Genomic DNA, 15,351 nt, shown 5'->3' with positions numbered 1-15,351 from the left:
TCCTCTTACTCGGTCGGTACCACGGTGACCGGAATGGCCGGGTCACCTGCGGAAAGCTTCAGTCCCTCCCACGGGATGGAGATCAGGCACTGCCGCAGGTGATCCCGCGACTCGTCAAGCGTCGGCAGGGCCACCGCCTCGCCGCCGGTCAGGTACGACCGTTGCAGCAGCCGGTCGTTCGGGTGCCGGTCCGGCACGCCCTGCGGGACGATGATCTCCTCGGTGGCGGTGCCGGTCGGCTTGTGCCGGCGTACGGCGACCTTGCGCCCGCCGATGGTGGCCTTCTGCTCGGAGCGCTTCACCACCGGACGTCCCTCGACCTCGACCAGCTTGTAGACCAGGCCGGCGGTGGGCGCGCCGGAGCCGGTCACCACCGAGGTGCCGGCACCGTACATGTCGACCGGCTCGGCGGCCAGCGCGGCGATGGCGTACTCGTCGAGGTCACCCGAGACGATGATCTTGGTTTCGGTGGCGCCGAGCGAGTCCAGCAACTCCCGAGACTGCTGGGCGATCACCGCCAGGTCACCGGAGTCGATCCGGACCGCCCGTAGCTCCGGCCCGGCCACCTCGATCGCGTTGCGGATGCCCTGACTGATGTCGTACGTGTCGACCAGCAGCGTGGTCTGGCTGCCCAGCGTGGCGACCTGCGAGGCGAACGCGGTCCGCTCGTCGTCGTGCAGCAGGGTGAACGCGTGCGCGGCGGTGCCGGCGGTGGGGATGCCGTACCGCTGACCGGCGGCCAGGTTGGAGGTGAACTGGAACCCGGCCAGGTACGCCGCCCGGGCCGCCGCCACCGCGGCCTCCTCGTGCGCCCGGCGGGACCCCATCTCGATCAGGGCGCGACCTCGGGCCGCGGTCACCATCCGGGCCGCGGCGGCCGCCACCGCGCAGTCGTGGTTGAGCACCGACAGCACCACCGTCTCCAACACCACGCACTCGGCGAAGGTGCCGGAGACGGTGAGGATGGGCGACCCGGGGAAGAACAACTCACCCTCGGCGTACCCGTCGATGTCGCCGGTGAACCGGTAGTCGGCCAGCCACGCGGCGGCCGGCTCGTCCACCACGCCGGTACGCCGCAAGAAGTCGATCTCGGCCGGGTCGAAGCGGAACTCGCGGATCAGCTCCATCAGCCGCGCGGTGCCGGCGACCACGCCGTAGCGACGTCCGGCGGGCAACCGGCGACTGAACACCTCGAAGACGCAGTGGCGGTGCGCTGTGCCGTCCCGCAGGGCGGCACTGACCATGGTCAGCTCGTAGTGGTCGGTCAACAGCGCGGGACGAAGGGTGTGCACGCCCTCAGCCTAGAGTTCAGGTGCTTGTCGTGCCGTCGTGCCCCGGGATCGTCCGCAATGCCGCCTTCAACTCCGCACGACCGTTGAGTCCGAGCTTGGTGTACACCCGCTGCAGGTGGTTCTCCACCGTCCGGGCGGAAAGGAAGAGTTGTTCGGCGATGGCCCGGCTGGTTTCGCCGTCCGCCGCCAGTCGGGCCACCTGCCACTCCCGCTCGGTCAGCACCGGCGTGGCCGCCCGCAGGGCCGGGGTCTGCACCAGGTCGCAGCAGCCGAGCAGGACGGCGAGCCGCTCGCTGGCCACGGCGATGTCCGGCGAGCGGCGCTGCCGCAGCAGGTGCACGGCCCCTGCGGCGGCCTCCGCGGCCGGCAGGGCCAGCCCCAGATCCATGAAGTTGTCGGCGACCGAGAGCAACTGCTCGGGTGAGCCCTCGACAGCCGCCCGCGCATGCCGGGCCAGCAGCGGGGGAAGATCCCCGTCGACCCGTTCCGACAACTCGGCCAACCGCTGGGCGACGGTACGGCGGTTGTCGTCGGAACAGGTCGGGCCGGTCGCCGCGCCGGCCTCGCCGAGGCGTACCAGGTCGTGCAGGGCCAGCACCTCGTGCCCGGTGAAACCGTCGGCACGCAACCGACCGACCAGGTCGTGCAGGTGTGCCACGGCTGCGGGCAGGTCACCGCCGACGGCGAGCGCCGCCGCCCGGGCCTGCTCCAGCCACGGGTACAGCACCGCCATGTTCGGCGCGTGGATCCGGTCGGCCTCGGCCATCGCCTCGGCCGCCTGCCGGGCGTCACCGCGCAGGGCGGCGGCCTGCGCCCGCTCGGCCTGGGCCAGTCCGGCGTACACCCGGCTGGTAGCCAGGATCGCGCAGGCGCCGAGCGCGGCCTGCAGGGCGGTGTCGCTGCGCCCGCGCAGCCGTGCCGCGTACGCCCGCAGGATCGCCAGATATCCGCTGCCGAGCCGGAAGTCACCCGCGTCGGCCAGGTCGGCGAACTCGTCCGCGACCAGCCGGTCGATGCCGGCCAGGTCGCCGGAGAGCGCCAGCCGGGTGCCCCGAGCCAGCTCCACCGCGAGTTGCAGGTACGGCATGTCCGCCCGCCAACTGGCCGCCTTCGCCTGGACCAGGTCCACCGCCGTGGCGCTGCGGCACAGCTGACCCTGCACGGCCTGAAGGTGGGCGATGGTGCACCGGGCCAGCTCACGCGCGGCGGTGCTGGCCGCCGGCCGGTCCAGGACGCCCTGCGCGAGCCGCAGCGCGGCCGGCGCGTCCAGCCGGTGCAGACGCATGATCCCCTCGAAGGCGCGGATCCGGGCCTGCGCGGCGAGATCGGTCAGGCTGGCGCCGCGCTCGGCGATCTCCTCCACCGTCGACTCCTGACTGAGCCCCCAGTAGCTGACCATGCCGCGGGCGGTCAGCCACCGGCTGAGCCGATCCTCGTCGTCGCTGTCGGGAGCGACGGCGTCGAGCACACCGAGCGCCTCGGCCGGCCGGTCGGCGAACATCAGGATGGTGGCCAGCAGCTCCGCCGCGTTGAAGCCGCCGTCGGCGTCGAGCGCCGCCCGCGCCAGCCGGGTCGCCAACGGTACGTCGTACCGGGCGAACGCCTGCCCGGCGGCGGCGACAAGCATCGACGGATCCTGCGCGGTGCCGGAGTCCAGTCGCCAGACCGCCACCCGCAGCAGATCCTCCCGCCGCCGTTTACCGACCCCCTCCAACAGCTCGGCCAGGTCCGCCTGCAACCGACGGGTCCGGCTGACCGGGCACTGCCGGCGTACCACCTCGCCGTAGAGCGGATGGGCCAGCCGGACGTCGAGCCGCCGGTCGGACTTGACCATCGTGATCAGCCCACGTTCCTCAGCGGTCTCCACATCGGTCTGACTGGCGGCCCGGTAGAGCAGTTGGAGCCCCAGCGGCTCGCCGAAGGCGACCAACTCGACCACCGTGCGCACCCCGGGGCTGAGCTGGCCGATCCGGATGTCGATCAGATCCGTGAGGCTGGGGGCGAGCTCCAGCCGCCCGGTCCAGGTCCAGATGCCGTACCGCCTGGTGAGCTCCTCGCTGCCCTGGGCGGCGTGCACCAGCTCGCGCAGCAGCAGCGGATTGCCGGAGCTGAGCCGGCCCAGCCGGTCCGACGAGCCGCCGTCGACCGGGCCACCGAGGATGGCGGCGAGCAGCCCGGCGGTCTCGGTCGGCGCCAGTGGACTGAGCTCGGCGTGCTCGACCAGCCCGTCCGTCCACAGTGCCCTGATCGGCAGCGGGATCTGCTCACCGTCGCGCAGCGTGCCTACCACGCAGGCGTTCTCGGAACGGGCCACCAGGTGCACCAGGGCCGCCGACGGCGGATCCAGCAGATGCGCGTCGTCGACCGCGAGCACGATCCGTCGACCGGCGGCCTGCTGCTGCAACACGTCGACCGCCCACCGCAGGATGCCGGCGGGCGAGAGCCCTTGCGGTTGCTCGACGGGAAGGACCTGCACCAGGCCACCGAAGGGCATCGCCGCGGTGGTGGCGCTGGCCGCGATCCACCAGACCGCGTAGCTCTCGGCGGGCAGGGCGGCCATGCCCTCCCGCAGCAGGCGACTCTTGCCGATGCCGGCGCTGCCGGTGAAGAACATCCCCCGTCCCTGAGGGCCGGTCACCGCCGCATGCAGGCGGTCGAGTTCCATCGTGCGGCCCACGAACCTCCACGGAGTCATCCGCGCAGCATATCGACGTTACTGCGCGTCGACCGGTAGCCCGACCGGGCGAAGTTGAGTAGTGCCACAGTTACCGCTGAGTACTCGATTTGTCTCGTACGCGACGCTGGCGGCCGTACTCTTCCGGCATCCGGATGTCGCCACCGGATGCTCACGCGGCCGGCGCTGCCGGTCGCCTTGCCACGGAGGCCGCCGCCTGATGAAGCCGGGCCCTCTCCATCACCTGGGTACGACCGACGGCACGCCGGGCCTATCGGGCACCGGTCCGTTTCCGGAACGGCTCGGGGTCAGCGCCACCAGCCCGCGCGAGCCGCTCGCGGTGATCGCCGTCGGCCCGGCCGGTGCCGGCCGCACCGAGGTGCTCGCCGCACTGCTGGAACTCGACGCCGGCATGCTCACCACCCTGGCCGGTAGCTGGCTGGTGGTAAGCCATGCCCTACAGCCTTCCCGGGCCGCCTTCGTGCCCGGCTACCGGCAGCCGCACTCGTACCGGGTGGACCTGCCCACGGTGGGGCCGGCCCTGGCGCGGCCGCCGCGCCGGGTCGAGTTGAACCTTCCCGAGCCGTTGCTGAAGCACTTCGCCCTGGTCGACACGCCGGACACCGGGACGATGGGCCCGGCCGGCGGACAGCTCCTGCTGGACGCGGTCGGTCGGGCCGGTGCCCTGCTCTTCGTGATCGCGGCGGACCAGTCCTTCAGCTCCGCCGAGTTGAACCTGCTCGCCGAGATCGCAGGAACCCCGGTGCGGGTCTTCTTCGCGGTCACGCCGGGCACCGGCAACCCCACGATCGATCCGGCCGCCGTCGACGCGTGCCGGGCCGCGCTGCTCGCCGCTGTGCCGGGACTGGCCGACGCCCGCTGGTTCCCGATCATCAACGGTGACGCGGCCGACCTGAAGCGGGCCATGGTCGCCTGGGCCGCCGACGAAGGGCTGTGCCGCGCCAGCGGCGAGCCGCCGGAGCTGCCCGGTACGCACGGTCGGGTGCCGGTGGTGGCGGAGCCGGGGGCCTGGTCCGAACAACTCGACCGGCAGTCGCGTGCGGCCGCCCAGCGGATCCGTCAGTGTCTGGCGCTGGAGTTGGCCAGGGTGCACCTGCGCGTGGTGCAGGACATCCTCTTCGGCGGCGGCTGCGCCGGCCTGCCCCAACTGGTCGACCGTGAGATGGAGGCATTGTCGCTGCTGGCCACCGCGCAGTGCGACCACGCCGTACGGGTGCTCGTCGACGACATCGCCGGTCGGCTCTTCGGCGGGCCGTTGGCGGCCGGCGTCCGGCAGCGGATCTACCAGGCCGTCGCCTGGAGCATGCCCGAGCACACTCCCGGACCGGAGCTGGAGCGAGTGCTGCTGATCACCAGTACCGCGGGTGTCGCGGGGCTGAGCGGCACCGCCGCGATCGACGCGCTGTCGACGTATCCCGGGCCGGCCCGCAGTGAGGTGCTTCCGCCGGTGGCGGTGGCGCTGTCGGGTGGCTGCTGGCAGCACTGGCGTACCCCGGCGAACAACGATTCGGACGCGGCCCGGGCCTGGGCCCAGCGCGCCCTGCGCGAGATCGAACTGGAACTGTCCCGAGAGGTTGCCCGCCGTTTCGAGGCGATCCGCATTTCGCTCGGCACGGTGCTCTCCGATGCTGCCGAACACGGCATCCTGCTCGCCTGACCGCCCGTCGGCGCACCCCGTCGGCGGCCCCGGCGGGGTGCCTGCGGGTGCTGCCGGAAGGCGGTCCGGCGTTCCGGTTCCTCGGTTCCGCCGATCCGGTGGCACGATGGGGGGCATGGCGGCTCCACAGGTTGCACCGGTCGAGACTCCGGCCACCGACGAGGTGTCGGCTTCGGACCGGCCGTGGGTGACGATCGTGTGGGACGACCCGGTCAACCTGATGAGCTATGTGACCTGGGTCTTCCAGAAGCTCTTCGGGTACAGCCGGGAGAAGGCCGAGCAGTTGATGTTGGACGTGCACCACAAGGGCAAGGCCGTGGTCTCCAGCGGCGCCCGGGAACGCATGGAACACGACGCCGCGCAGTTGCACGCGTACGGGCTCTGGGCGACGGTGGACCGGTCGTGAGCATGTTCCGCCGTCAGGGCGACCGGTATGTCGCCAGCTTGGCCGTCGACGAGGTACGCGTGCTGCGCAAGGTCGCCTCCGAGGTGGTCGGCCTGCTCACCGACGGGTTCGACCACACCGATCCGGTGGTGTGCCGGCTGTTCCCCGAGGTGTATCCGGACGACGCGGCGGGGACCGCGGAGTTCCGCAGGTACACCGAAGGTGACCTGAAGACCGCGAAAATCGACCAGGCCGGGGCGATCCTGGCGGCGCTGCCCGGCGAGGGCGGCGGCGAGGTACTCCTGGACGCCGAGGCGGCCGAGGCGTGGCTGCGGGCACTCAACGACGCCCGGCTGGCGATGGGCGTACGGCTGGAGATCAAGGACGGGACGGACCTGGGCGCCGAGCTCGACGACGCGGTGGCCGAAGATCCCTCCTCCAGCCGGGTGTTCCAACTTTCGGTCTACGCATACCTGGGCTACCTCCAGGAATCCCTGCTCAACGCCTTGATCGAGTGAGTGTGACCCGCGCCGCCTCGCGGATCGCCAGCGGCGGGCGCTAGGCTTGGCGACGTGCTGACCATCGACCGGTCGATCGTTGACGCGATCGTCGCCCACGCCCGTCGGGACCACCCTGACGAGGCCTGTGGCGTGGTCGCCGGCCCGGTAGGCAGCGACAAGCCCACCCGGCACATCCCGATGGAGAACGCCGCCCGCTCGATGACGTTCTACGAGTTCGACTCGATGGAGCAGTTGCGGGTCTGGCGGGAGATGGACGATCGGGACGAGGAGCCCGTCGTCATCTACCACTCGCACACCGCCACCGAGGCGTACCCGTCACGTACGGACATCGCCTTCGCCGGCGAGCCGGACGCACACTACCTGCTCGTTTCCACCCGGGAACCGGACACCGAGGAGATTCGCTCCTTCCGGATCGTGGACGGGATGGTGACCGAGGAGCCGGTGCGGATTCTCGACGCCGGGGTGGATCCGCACGCCGTGCAGTCCTACATGTTCGGGCAGAGCCCGGCGACTGTCGACTACGAGTGTTCGGGCAGCTGATCCCAGCCCCGCACACCCTTTCCGGCACGTCACCGAGCACACCTGATCAAGGAGTAAGACATCATGGCCATCGAGGTTCGCATCCCCACCATCCTGCGCAGCTACACCGGCGGCGCGAAGGTCGTCGAGGGTAGCGGCGACACCCTGAACGACCTGCTCGCCGACCTTGACTCCCGGCACGCCGGGCTGCGGGCGCGGCTGGTCACCGACGCGGGCGCGCTGCACCGCTTCGTCAACGTCTACGTCAACGACGAGGACGTACGCTTCCTCGGCGCGCTGGACGCCAAGCTCTCCGACGGCGACAGCGTCACCATCCTGCCGGCCGTGGCCGGCGGCGCGTTCGGCTTCGCCGCCGCTGCGGCGATCGCGCAGCACGGCCGTACGCCCGTCACCGCCGGCTGAGGCGAGCTCGATGGCGCGGTACGAGAGCCTGCTGGACGCCTGCGGCGGCACACCTCTGGTGGGCCTGCCCCGACTGTCGCCGACGGTGCCCGAGGGGGCGCCGCCGGTGCGGCTGTGGGCCAAGCTTGAGGACCGCAACCCGACCGGCAGCATCAAGGACCGGGCGGCGTTGTTCATGGTCCGGGCCGCCGAGGCGGCCGGCAGGCTCCGCCCGGGCGACACGATCCTGGAGCCGACCAGCGGCAACACCGGCATCTCCCTGGCCATGGTGGCCAAGCTGCGCGGTTACCGGCTGGTCTGCGTGATGCCGGAGAACGTCTCCACCGAGCGGGTGCAGCTGCTCCGGATGTACGGCGCGGAGATCATCTTCTCGCCGGCGGCCGGTGGCTCGAACCAGGCGGTCGCCACCGCCAAGCAGATCGCCGGCGAGCATCCGGACTGGGTGATGCTCTTCCAGTACGGCAACGAGGCAAACGCCCGGGCGCACTACGAGACGACCGGCCCGGAGCTGCTGCACGACCTGCCGACGATCACGCACTTCGTGGCCGGGCTGGGCACCACCGGCACCCTGATGGGGACCGGCCGCTACCTGCGGGAGAAGGTCGAAGGCATTCAGATCGTCGCGGCCGAGCCGCGCTACGGCGAACTGGTCTACGGCCTGCGCAACATCGACGAGGGGTACGTCCCGGAGCTCTACGACGCCACCGTGCTCAACCGGCGGTTCTCCGTGGGCACCCGGGACGCGGTGTTGCGGACCCGGCAGCTGGTCGAGGTCGAGGGCTTGTTCGTCGGCTTCTCCACCGGGGCGATCCTGCACGCGGCGTTGGCCGTGGCGCACGAGGCGGTCCGTGACGGCCGTCGCGCCGACGTGGCGTTCGTGGTCAGTGACGGCGGCTGGAAGTACCTCAGCACCGGGGCGTACGGCGGCACCCTCGCCGACGCGGAGGAGGCCCTGGAGGGGCAGCTCTGGGCCTGACCCTGTGCGGAAAGTGACGACTCCGAGGGCCACCGGCGTACCGCCGGTGGCCCTCGTCCGTCGGCCTGGACTGACTGGCCACTCAGCCAACGTCGACTCGATCGGACGGCCGGGGTGGGTGTCACGTTGGTGACAACTTCCAGCGGATCATTCTTGCCTTCGCATCGGCGGGCGTAGGCTGCGCAGCGTGGCGTACGCGTCGGTAGTGATCACCGCCGGAGCGGTGGCCCGGAAGATCACCACCTACCGTGACAGCGAGACAACTCGATGCGATTGACCGTCCTGGGCTGTGCGGGCAGCTTCCCCGGACCCGAGTCCCCCTGTTCGGCCTATCTGATCGAGGCCGAGGACTTCCGGCTTCTGATCGATTTCGGCCCTGGCTCGCTGTCCACCCTGCAGCGTTACGCCGGGCTGCACGCCCCCGACGCCATCCTCCTGACCCACCTGCACTGCGACCACATCCTGGACGCCACGTCGTACGTGGTGGTGCGCCGGTACGCCCCGGACGGCCCGTATCCGCCGTTGCCGGTCTACGCCCCGGCCGGCGCCCCGGAACGGCTCGCCACCGCGTACGGGCAGGAGGGCGCCAGCGTCGAGGACGTCTACCAGTTCTACGCACTGGAGCCCGGCACCTTCCCGATCGGCCCGTTCACCGTCACCGTCGACCGGGTGCTGCACCCCATCGAGACGTACGGGGTGCGGCTGGAGCACGACGGCCGGGTGCTCTGCTACTCCGGGGACACCGCGCCCTGCGAGGCGTTGATCCGGCTGGCCCAGAACGCGGACACGTTCCTCTGCGAGGCGAGCTACCTCGACGGCGTCGACAACCCGCCGGATCTGCACCTCACCGGCCGGGAGGCGGGCGAGGCGGCGGCCAAGGCGGGCGTCGGTCGGCTGCTGCTGACCCACCTGGTGGCCGCCTGGGGCAGCGAGGCGCACACCGTCGCCTCCGCCTCCGCCGCGTACACCGGGCCGCTGGAAGTGGTCCGCCCCGGCGCCACGTACGACATCTGAGTCGCCGGACGGGCACCGGGGGACGGTTCGATCACGGCACCGCATAGGGTGCAGGCATGGCGCGACCTGACGGGCGGCAGCCCGACCAACTCCGTCCGGTGACCCTCACCCGAAGCTGGAGTACCCATCCCGAGGGATCGGTGCTTGTGGAGTTCGGCGCGACCCGGGTGCTCTGCACGGCGAGCGTCACCGAGGGGGTGCCCCGCTGGCGTCGGGGCTCCGGGCTCGGCTGGGTCACCGCCGAGTACGCGATGCTGCCCCGGGCCACCAACACCCGCTCGGACCGGGAGAGCGTCAAGGGCCGGGTCGGTGGGCGTACCCACGAGATCTCCCGGCTGATCGGCCGCAGCCTGCGCGCCGCCATCGACCTCAAGGCGCTCGGCGAGAACTCGATCGTGCTCGACTGCGACGTGCTCCAGGCCGACGGCGGCACCCGGACCGCCGCGATCACCGGGGCGTACGTGGCCCTGCACGACGCGGTCAGCTGGCTCGCCGCCCGCAAGGCCCTGACCGGCACCCCGGAGAAGGTGATGCACCGGTCTGTCGCCGCGATCAGCGTCGGTGTCGTCGCCGGCGAGCCGCGCCTGGATCTGTGCTACGACGAGGACGTGGCCGCCGAGGTCGACATGAACGTCGTCTGCACCGGCGCCGGTGACTTCGTCGAGGTGCAGGGCACCGGTGAGGCCGGCGTGTTCGCCCGCGACCAGTTGGACGCCCTGCTCGACCTGGCCACCGTCGGCTGTCTGGACCTGGCCGAAGCCCAGCGAAAGGCTCTTGGCTCCCTGTGAAGCGCGAGGAGTGAGCTTGCGAGCCCCGCAGTCGCGAACGAAAGGTAGCCCCTGTGAAGCGCGAGGAGTGAGCTTGCGAGCCCCGCAGTCGCGAACGAAAGGTGGTTCTCTATGAACAAGGTGCTGCTCGCCACCCGTAACCGCAAGAAGCTCATCGAGTTGCAGCGCATCCTCGACGGCGCGCTCGGCGCGCACCGGATCGCCCTGGTCGGGCTGGACGACGTCGAGGCGTACCCGGAGTTGCCGGAGACCGGGCTCACCTTCGGGGAGAACGCGCTGATCAAGGCGCGGGAGGGCTGCCGGCGCACCGGGCTGCCGACGATCGCGGACGACTCCGGGCTGGCGGTGGACGCGCTCAACGGCATGCCGGGGGTGTTCAGCGCCCGCTGGGCCGGTCGGCACGGTGACGACGAGGCCAACCTGCAACTGGTGCTCGACCAGATCGGTGACGTGCCGGACGAGCACCGGGGCGCCTCCTTCGTGTGCACGGTGGCGCTGGTGCTGCCCGGTGGCAAGGAGCATCTGGTGGACGGCCGGCAGCAGGGTCGGCTGCTGCGCGCCCCGCGCGGCGACGGTGGCTTCGGCTACGACCCGATCTTCCTCGGCGACGGTCAGGACCGCACCAACGCCGAGCTGACCCCGCAGGAGAAGGACGCCATCAGCCACCGCGGCAAGGCCCTGCGCGAACTGGCCGCCCTGGTCGCCAAGGTCCTCTGACCCCGCGAAGTCCGCCGCCCCGCGAAGTCTCGCTGAGCATCGGGATCTTGGTACGAAATCGCCCCTCCAGGGGCGCTGCCGTACCAAGATCCCGACGGTGCCGAGGTCCAGGGAGCTAGTCGAGGGTGCCGACCGCCTGCTCGATGGTGGTGCGGAGGGTGGGGGTGGCGACCACCTCGCGGGCGGCCTCCATCACCGGCGCGAGGAAGACATCGGGGCCGGGCTCGCCGGCGATCTCGCCGAGCGCGGCGATGGCGGCCCGCCCGGCGGGTGACGGGGTCAGCGGGGCCCGCAGTTGCAGTCCGCGTACGGCGGCCAGCAGTTCCACCGCGAGCAGGCTGGTCAGGTTGTCCAGCACGGTACGCAGCTTCTTGGCCGCCGCCCAGCCCATCGAGACGTGGTCCTCCTGCATCCCGCTGGTGGGCAGCGAGTCCACCGAGGCGGGCGCGGCCAACCGGCGGTTCTCCGCGACGATGCCGGCCGCCGTGTACTGAGCGATCATCAGCCCGGAGTTCACCCCGGCATCGGGGGAGAGGAACGCCGGCAGGTCACGGGAGCGGGTCACGTCCAGCAGCCGGTCCACCCGGCGCTCGGCGATCGCACCGACCTCGGCGGCGGCGATGGCCAGGAAGTCCGCGGCGAAACCGAGCGGGGCGCCGTGGAAGTTGCCTGTCGACTCGACCCGGCCGTCCGGCAGCACCACCGGGTTGTCCACCACCGACAGCAGTTCCCGCCCGGCCACCGTGCGAACGAAGTCCAGGGTGTCCCGGGCCGCGCCGGCCACCTGCGGGGCACACCGCATCGAGTAGGCGTCCTGCACCGCGTGAGCCACGTCGTCGCGGTGCGAGTCCATCACCGCCGAGTCCTGCAACAGCCGGTGGATGTTGGCCGCCGAGACGCCCTGCCCGGGGTGCGGGCGGATGGCGTGCAGCTCCGGCAGGAACGGCCGGTCCGAGCCGAGCATCGCCTCGATGGCCAGCGCGGCGGTCACGTCGGCCATGGTGAACAGATGCGCCGCGTCGTGGCTGGCCAGCAGCAGCATGCCGAGCATGCCGTCGGTGCCGTTGATCAGTGCCAGCCCCTCCTTGGCGGCCAGCTCGATCGGGGCGAGCCCGGCCTGGCGCAGCACGTCTGCGGCGGGCAGCCGCTGACCGTCGGGACCGAGCACCCAACCCTCGCCGAGCAGCACCAGGGCGCAGTGCGCCAGCGGCGCCAGGTCACCCGAGGCGCCCAGCGAACCGTGCTCGGGCACCCACGGGGTGACGTCGTGGTTGAGCAGGTCCACAAGCGCCGAGGCGACAAGCGGGCGGACGCCCGAGTGGCCCAGGGCCAGCGAGCGGACCCGCAGCAGCATCATCGCCCGGACCACCTCGCGGGGCATCGGCGCACCGACCCCGGCGGCGTGCGAGCGGATCAACGCGTGCTGCAACTCGGCGCGGCGTTCGGGGGCCACGAAGGTGTTGGCCAGCGCCCCGAAGCCGGTGGAGACGCCGTACACCGGGCGGCCGGCGGCCTCAATGCCGTCCACGATGGACCGACTGGTCGCCATGGCGTCCAGGGTGGCCGGATCGAGGACGACCTTGGCGGTGCCCCGGGCCACGGCGAGCACGTCGGCGGGACAGATCCCGGTGGGCTGGATGGTCACGGTCATCGCGGTACTCCGTTGTGCAGGACCTGGCGGATCAGAGGCACCCCCGGCCGGTAGGCCAGGTGCAGGTGGGACGGGGCGTCGAGGATGATCAGGTCGGCCCGGGTGCCGGGCCGCAGCACCCCGACGTCGTCGCGGCGCAACGCCCGCGCGCCACCGGCGGTCGCCGCCCACACCGCCTCCGCCGGGGTCATCCCCATCTCGCGTACGGCCAGCGCGATGCAAAACGGCATCGACGAGGTGTACGACGAACCGGGGTTGCAGTCGGTGGCCAGCGCCACTGTGACACCGGCGTCGAGCAGTCGACGGGCATCCGGGTAGGGCGACCTGGTGGAGAACTCGGCACCGGGCAGCAGGGTGGCCACGGTCGTCGTCTGCGGCCCGGCCGGTGTGTCGACGGCCGTCGAGGCCAGCGCGTCGATGTCGGCGTCGGTCAGGTGGGTGCAGTGGTCCACGCTGGCCGCGTCCAACTCCACCCCGAGCTGCACCCCCGGGCCGGGGCCGAGTTGGTTGGCGTGCACCCGCACGCCGAGCCCCATAGCCTGGCCACAGGCGAGGATCGCGCGGGCGTGGTCGGCGTCGAAGGCGCCCCGTTCGCAGAACACGTCGATCCAGCGGGCGTACGGTGCGGCGGCGGCCAGCATCGGCCCGCACACCAGCCCGACGTACTCGTCGGGGCGGTCGGCGTACTCGGCGGGGACCACGTGCGCGCCGAGGAAGGTGGTCTCCCCGCTGACCTCGGCGGCGATGCGCAGCGAGCGGGCCTCGTCGGCGACAGTCAGGCCGTACCCACTCTTGATCTCGATCGTGGTGGTGCCCTGCCGCAACGCCTCGGCGTGCAGCCGGCGCACGGTGGCGCGCAGTTCGTCGTCGGAGGCGGCGCGGGTGGCGCCGACCGTGGTGCGGATGCCGCCGCCGGTGTACGGCTGCCCGGCCATCCGGGCAGCGAACTCGGCGGCCCGGTCCCCGGCGAAGACCAGATGGGCGTGGCTGTCCACGAAGCCGGGCAGCACCGCCGCGCCCTCGGCGTCGATGCGCCGGTCGGCGGCCGGGGCGTCGCCGGTCGGACCTACCCAGACCACCTCGCCCTGCTCGACGAGCACCGCCGCGCGTCGCCGGATGCCCAGCGGCCCGCCCTCACCCGTGCCCGCCACATTGGTGACCAACTCACCGATGTTGTGGATCAGCAGACTACCGACGCTGTGCCCTCTTTTGTTCGCGACTGCGGGGCTCGCAAGCTCACTCCTCGCGCTCACGGTGCCTCCCATGTTCGCGACTGCGGGGCTCGCAAGCTCACTCCTCGCGCTCACGGTGTCACCTCCGCGATGGCGTCAGCCAGTTCCTGCGGTACGTCGACGGTGAGGTGGTGGCCGTCGCGGACCAGGACCCGGCCGTCCACCACCACCTGGGTGACGTCGGCGGCGCCGGCGGCGAACCAGACCCCGGCCGGGGCGACCCCGGCGGTTCGTACGCTGTCCAGCCGCACGGTGACCAGGTCGGCGCGGCCACCGACGGCGATCCGCCCGGCGTCGGTCCAGCCCAGCGCGGCATGTCCGGCCGCACTCGCCGCGTGCAACAGCTCCGCCGGGGCGAAATGCCCCCGCTTGCGGGTACGCAGCCGCTCGTCCAGTTCGACCGCGCGGGCCTCCTCGAACGGGTCGATCACGGCGTGGCTGTCGCTGCCCAGGCTGAGCGGGATGCCGGCGTCCGCCATCCGGCGGGCCGGGCCGATGCCGTCGGCGAGGTCCCGTTCGGTGGTGGGGCAGAGGCAGACCCCGCTCCGGCTCTCCCCGAGCAGGCCGATGTCGCCGCTTGTCGGATGGGTGGCGTGCACCGCGGTGGTGGCCGGGCCGAGCACGCCGTGGTCGGCCAGCAGCCCGGTCGGGGTCCGCCCGTGCACCGCCCGGCAGGCGTCGTTCTCGGCCGGCTGCTCCGACAGGTGCACGTGCAGTGGCGCGTCCCGCCGGTGCGCCCAGCCGGCCACCGTGGCGAGTTGCTCGGCGGGCACCGCGCGCACCGAGTGGATCGCCGCGCCGAGCCGGGCGTGCCTGCCGTCGGGGGTGAACGCGGAGACCCGGTCGGCCCAGCGCAGCGCGTCACCGTCACCGAAGCGCAGCTGCGAACCGGTCAACGGCTGACCGTCCACTGTGGCGGTCAGGTAACAGGTGTCCAGCAGGGTCAGCCGGATCCCGGCGTGCGCCGCCGCCTCGACCAGCGCCGCGCTCATCGCGTTCGGGTCGTCGTACGGGGTGCCGCCGGCACCGTGGTGCAGGTAGTGGAACTCGCCGACGCAGGTGATCCCGGCCAGGGCCATCTCGGCGTAGACCGCCCGCGCCAACGCCAGGTAGGAGTCCGGGTTCAGGCGGGCGGTCACCGCGTACATCTGGTCACGCCAGCTCCAGAAGTCACCGCGCCCACCGTGGGTGTGCCCGCGCAGCGCCCGGTGGAAAGCGTGCGAGTGGGCGTTGGCCAGGCCGGGCAGGGTCAGCCCCGGCAGCCGGACCGCGTCGGCCAGCACGTCGACCCCGGCGTCCGGTGGGCCGCCCGGCGACAGCGGCGTGACTGCGGTGATCCGGCCGTTGACCGTCTCGATCAGCACTTCCGGGGTCGGCGCGGCCCGTTCGGGCAACCAGGCGTACTCAGCGAGCCAGCGGGTCGACGTCATCGGGGCTGCCCCCTGTCGAGCGGAACCGTGTGCGCCATCAACCGATCATGA

The 15,351-nt window shown here is 72.0% G+C and carries 14 protein-coding genes; 9 read left to right on the top strand and 5 right to left on the bottom strand.

Annotated elements, in window-relative coordinates; genetic code table 11:
* Positions 1–5: 5 nt before the first annotated feature.
* Complete coding sequence (locus tag EG812_RS12415) at positions 6–1,292, bottom strand: nicotinate phosphoribosyltransferase (protein WP_013731858.1); 1,287 nt, start codon at positions 1,290–1,292, stop codon at positions 6–8.
* A 16-nt stretch (positions 1,293–1,308) separates the two neighbouring features.
* On the bottom strand, positions 1,309–3,987 hold the full coding sequence (locus tag EG812_RS12410) for a LuxR C-terminal-related transcriptional regulator (protein WP_199743854.1): 2,679 nt from the start codon (positions 3,985–3,987) through the stop codon (positions 1,309–1,311).
* A gap of 199 nt (positions 3,988–4,186) precedes the next feature.
* On the opposite strand from EG812_RS12410, the gene EG812_RS12405 reads away from it, so the two are divergent.
* The 9 genes from EG812_RS12405 to rdgB all read left to right on the top strand — a co-directional run bounded on the left by EG812_RS12405 (position 4,187) and on the right by rdgB (position 10,987).
* Positions 4,187–5,644, top strand: a complete 1,458-nt coding sequence (locus EG812_RS12405) for a P-loop NTPase family protein (RefSeq protein ID WP_126711618.1) — start codon at positions 4,187–4,189, stop codon at positions 5,642–5,644.
* A 115-nt stretch (positions 5,645–5,759) separates the two neighbouring features.
* Entirely contained in the window at positions 5,760–6,050 is a 291-nt protein-coding gene (gene clpS / locus EG812_RS12400) for an ATP-dependent Clp protease adapter ClpS (RefSeq protein ID WP_013731861.1), read from the top strand.
* Between the two features lie 2 nt (positions 6,051–6,052).
* Entirely contained in the window at positions 6,053–6,547 is a 495-nt protein-coding gene (locus EG812_RS12395) for a DUF2017 domain-containing protein (RefSeq protein ID WP_193386308.1), read from the top strand.
* A gap of 54 nt (positions 6,548–6,601) precedes the next feature.
* The gene (locus EG812_RS12390) at positions 6,602–7,090 is read left to right on the top strand and encodes a M67 family metallopeptidase (RefSeq protein WP_126711617.1); all 489 of its coding nucleotides are present in this window, start codon (positions 6,602–6,604) and stop codon (positions 7,088–7,090) included.
* Positions 7,091–7,153: 63 nt separating this feature from the next.
* Positions 7,154–7,492 carry a MoaD family protein gene (locus tag EG812_RS12385; RefSeq protein WP_013731864.1) on the top strand — a complete coding sequence of 113 codons (339 nt, stop codon included), beginning with the start codon at positions 7,154–7,156 and terminating at the stop codon, positions 7,490–7,492.
* Positions 7,493–7,502: 10 nt separating this feature from the next.
* Positions 7,503–8,468 (top strand): PLP-dependent cysteine synthase family protein, encoded by a 966-nt coding sequence (locus tag EG812_RS12380; protein ID WP_013731865.1) that lies wholly within the window; start codon positions 7,503–7,505, stop codon positions 8,466–8,468.
* Between the two features lie 267 nt (positions 8,469–8,735).
* Positions 8,736–9,482, top strand: coding sequence for an MBL fold metallo-hydrolase (locus EG812_RS12375; RefSeq protein ID WP_126711616.1), 747 nt, complete (start codon positions 8,736–8,738; stop codon positions 9,480–9,482).
* A gap of 56 nt (positions 9,483–9,538) precedes the next feature.
* Entirely contained in the window at positions 9,539–10,270 is a 732-nt protein-coding gene (gene rph, locus EG812_RS12370; RefSeq protein WP_126711615.1) for a ribonuclease PH, read from the top strand.
* 111 nt (positions 10,271–10,381) lie between these two features.
* Complete coding sequence (rdgB, locus tag EG812_RS12365; protein WP_013731868.1) at positions 10,382–10,987, top strand: RdgB/HAM1 family non-canonical purine NTP pyrophosphatase; 606 nt, start codon at positions 10,382–10,384, stop codon at positions 10,985–10,987.
* A gap of 115 nt (positions 10,988–11,102) precedes the next feature.
* Here rdgB and hutH read toward each other — a convergent pair whose 3' ends face one another.
* The 3 genes from hutH to EG812_RS12350 all read right to left on the bottom strand — a co-directional run bounded on the left by hutH (position 11,103) and on the right by EG812_RS12350 (position 15,300).
* Entirely contained in the window at positions 11,103–12,638 is a 1,536-nt protein-coding gene (gene hutH / locus EG812_RS12360) for a histidine ammonia-lyase (RefSeq protein ID WP_126711614.1), read from the bottom strand.
* Positions 12,635–13,825, bottom strand: a complete 1,191-nt coding sequence (gene hutI, locus EG812_RS12355) for an imidazolonepropionase (protein ID WP_199743865.1) — start codon at positions 13,823–13,825, stop codon at positions 12,635–12,637. The genes hutH and hutI overlap by 4 nt, the downstream gene beginning before the upstream one ends.
* A gap of 116 nt (positions 13,826–13,941) precedes the next feature.
* Positions 13,942–15,300 (bottom strand): formimidoylglutamate deiminase, encoded by a 1,359-nt coding sequence (locus EG812_RS12350; protein ID WP_126711612.1) that lies wholly within the window; start codon positions 15,298–15,300, stop codon positions 13,942–13,944.
* Positions 15,301–15,351 lie beyond the last annotated feature (51 nt).

The organism is Verrucosispora sp. FIM060022, assembly GCF_003977705.1.
Classification (GTDB): domain Bacteria; phylum Actinomycetota; class Actinomycetes; order Mycobacteriales; family Micromonosporaceae; genus Micromonospora; species Micromonospora gifhornensis.
Note: the sequence above shows the minus strand (reverse complement) of the source record. Positions and strands in the feature narration are given on the sequence as shown.

Excerpts from the sequence above, each read along its gene's own strand:
- EG812_RS12395 (WP_193386308.1), top strand. The coding sequence starts at position 6,053 with ATGTTCCGCCGTCAGGGCGACCGGTATGTCGCCAGCTTGGCCGTCGAC.
- EG812_RS12385 (WP_013731864.1), top strand. The coding sequence starts at position 7,154 with ATGGCCATCGAGGTTCGCATCCCCACCATCCTGCGCAGCTACACCGGC.
- EG812_RS12350 (WP_126711612.1), bottom strand. The coding sequence starts at position 15,300 with ATGACGTCGACCCGCTGGCTCGCTGAGTACGCCTGGTTGCCCGAACGG.
- EG812_RS12380 (WP_013731865.1), top strand. The coding sequence starts at position 7,503 with ATGGCGCGGTACGAGAGCCTGCTGGACGCCTGCGGCGGCACACCTCTG.
- rdgB (WP_013731868.1), top strand. The coding sequence starts at position 10,382 with ATGAACAAGGTGCTGCTCGCCACCCGTAACCGCAAGAAGCTCATCGAG.
- EG812_RS12375 (WP_126711616.1), top strand. The coding sequence starts at position 8,736 with ATGCGATTGACCGTCCTGGGCTGTGCGGGCAGCTTCCCCGGACCCGAG.
- rph (WP_126711615.1), top strand. The coding sequence starts at position 9,539 with ATGGCGCGACCTGACGGGCGGCAGCCCGACCAACTCCGTCCGGTGACC.
- clpS (WP_013731861.1), top strand. The coding sequence starts at position 5,760 with ATGGCGGCTCCACAGGTTGCACCGGTCGAGACTCCGGCCACCGACGAG.
- hutH (WP_126711614.1), bottom strand. The coding sequence starts at position 12,638 with ATGACCGTGACCATCCAGCCCACCGGGATCTGTCCCGCCGACGTGCTC.
- EG812_RS12410 (WP_199743854.1), bottom strand. The coding sequence starts at position 3,987 with ATGACTCCGTGGAGGTTCGTGGGCCGCACGATGGAACTCGACCGCCTG.
- EG812_RS12405 (WP_126711618.1), top strand. The coding sequence starts at position 4,187 with ATGAAGCCGGGCCCTCTCCATCACCTGGGTACGACCGACGGCACGCCG.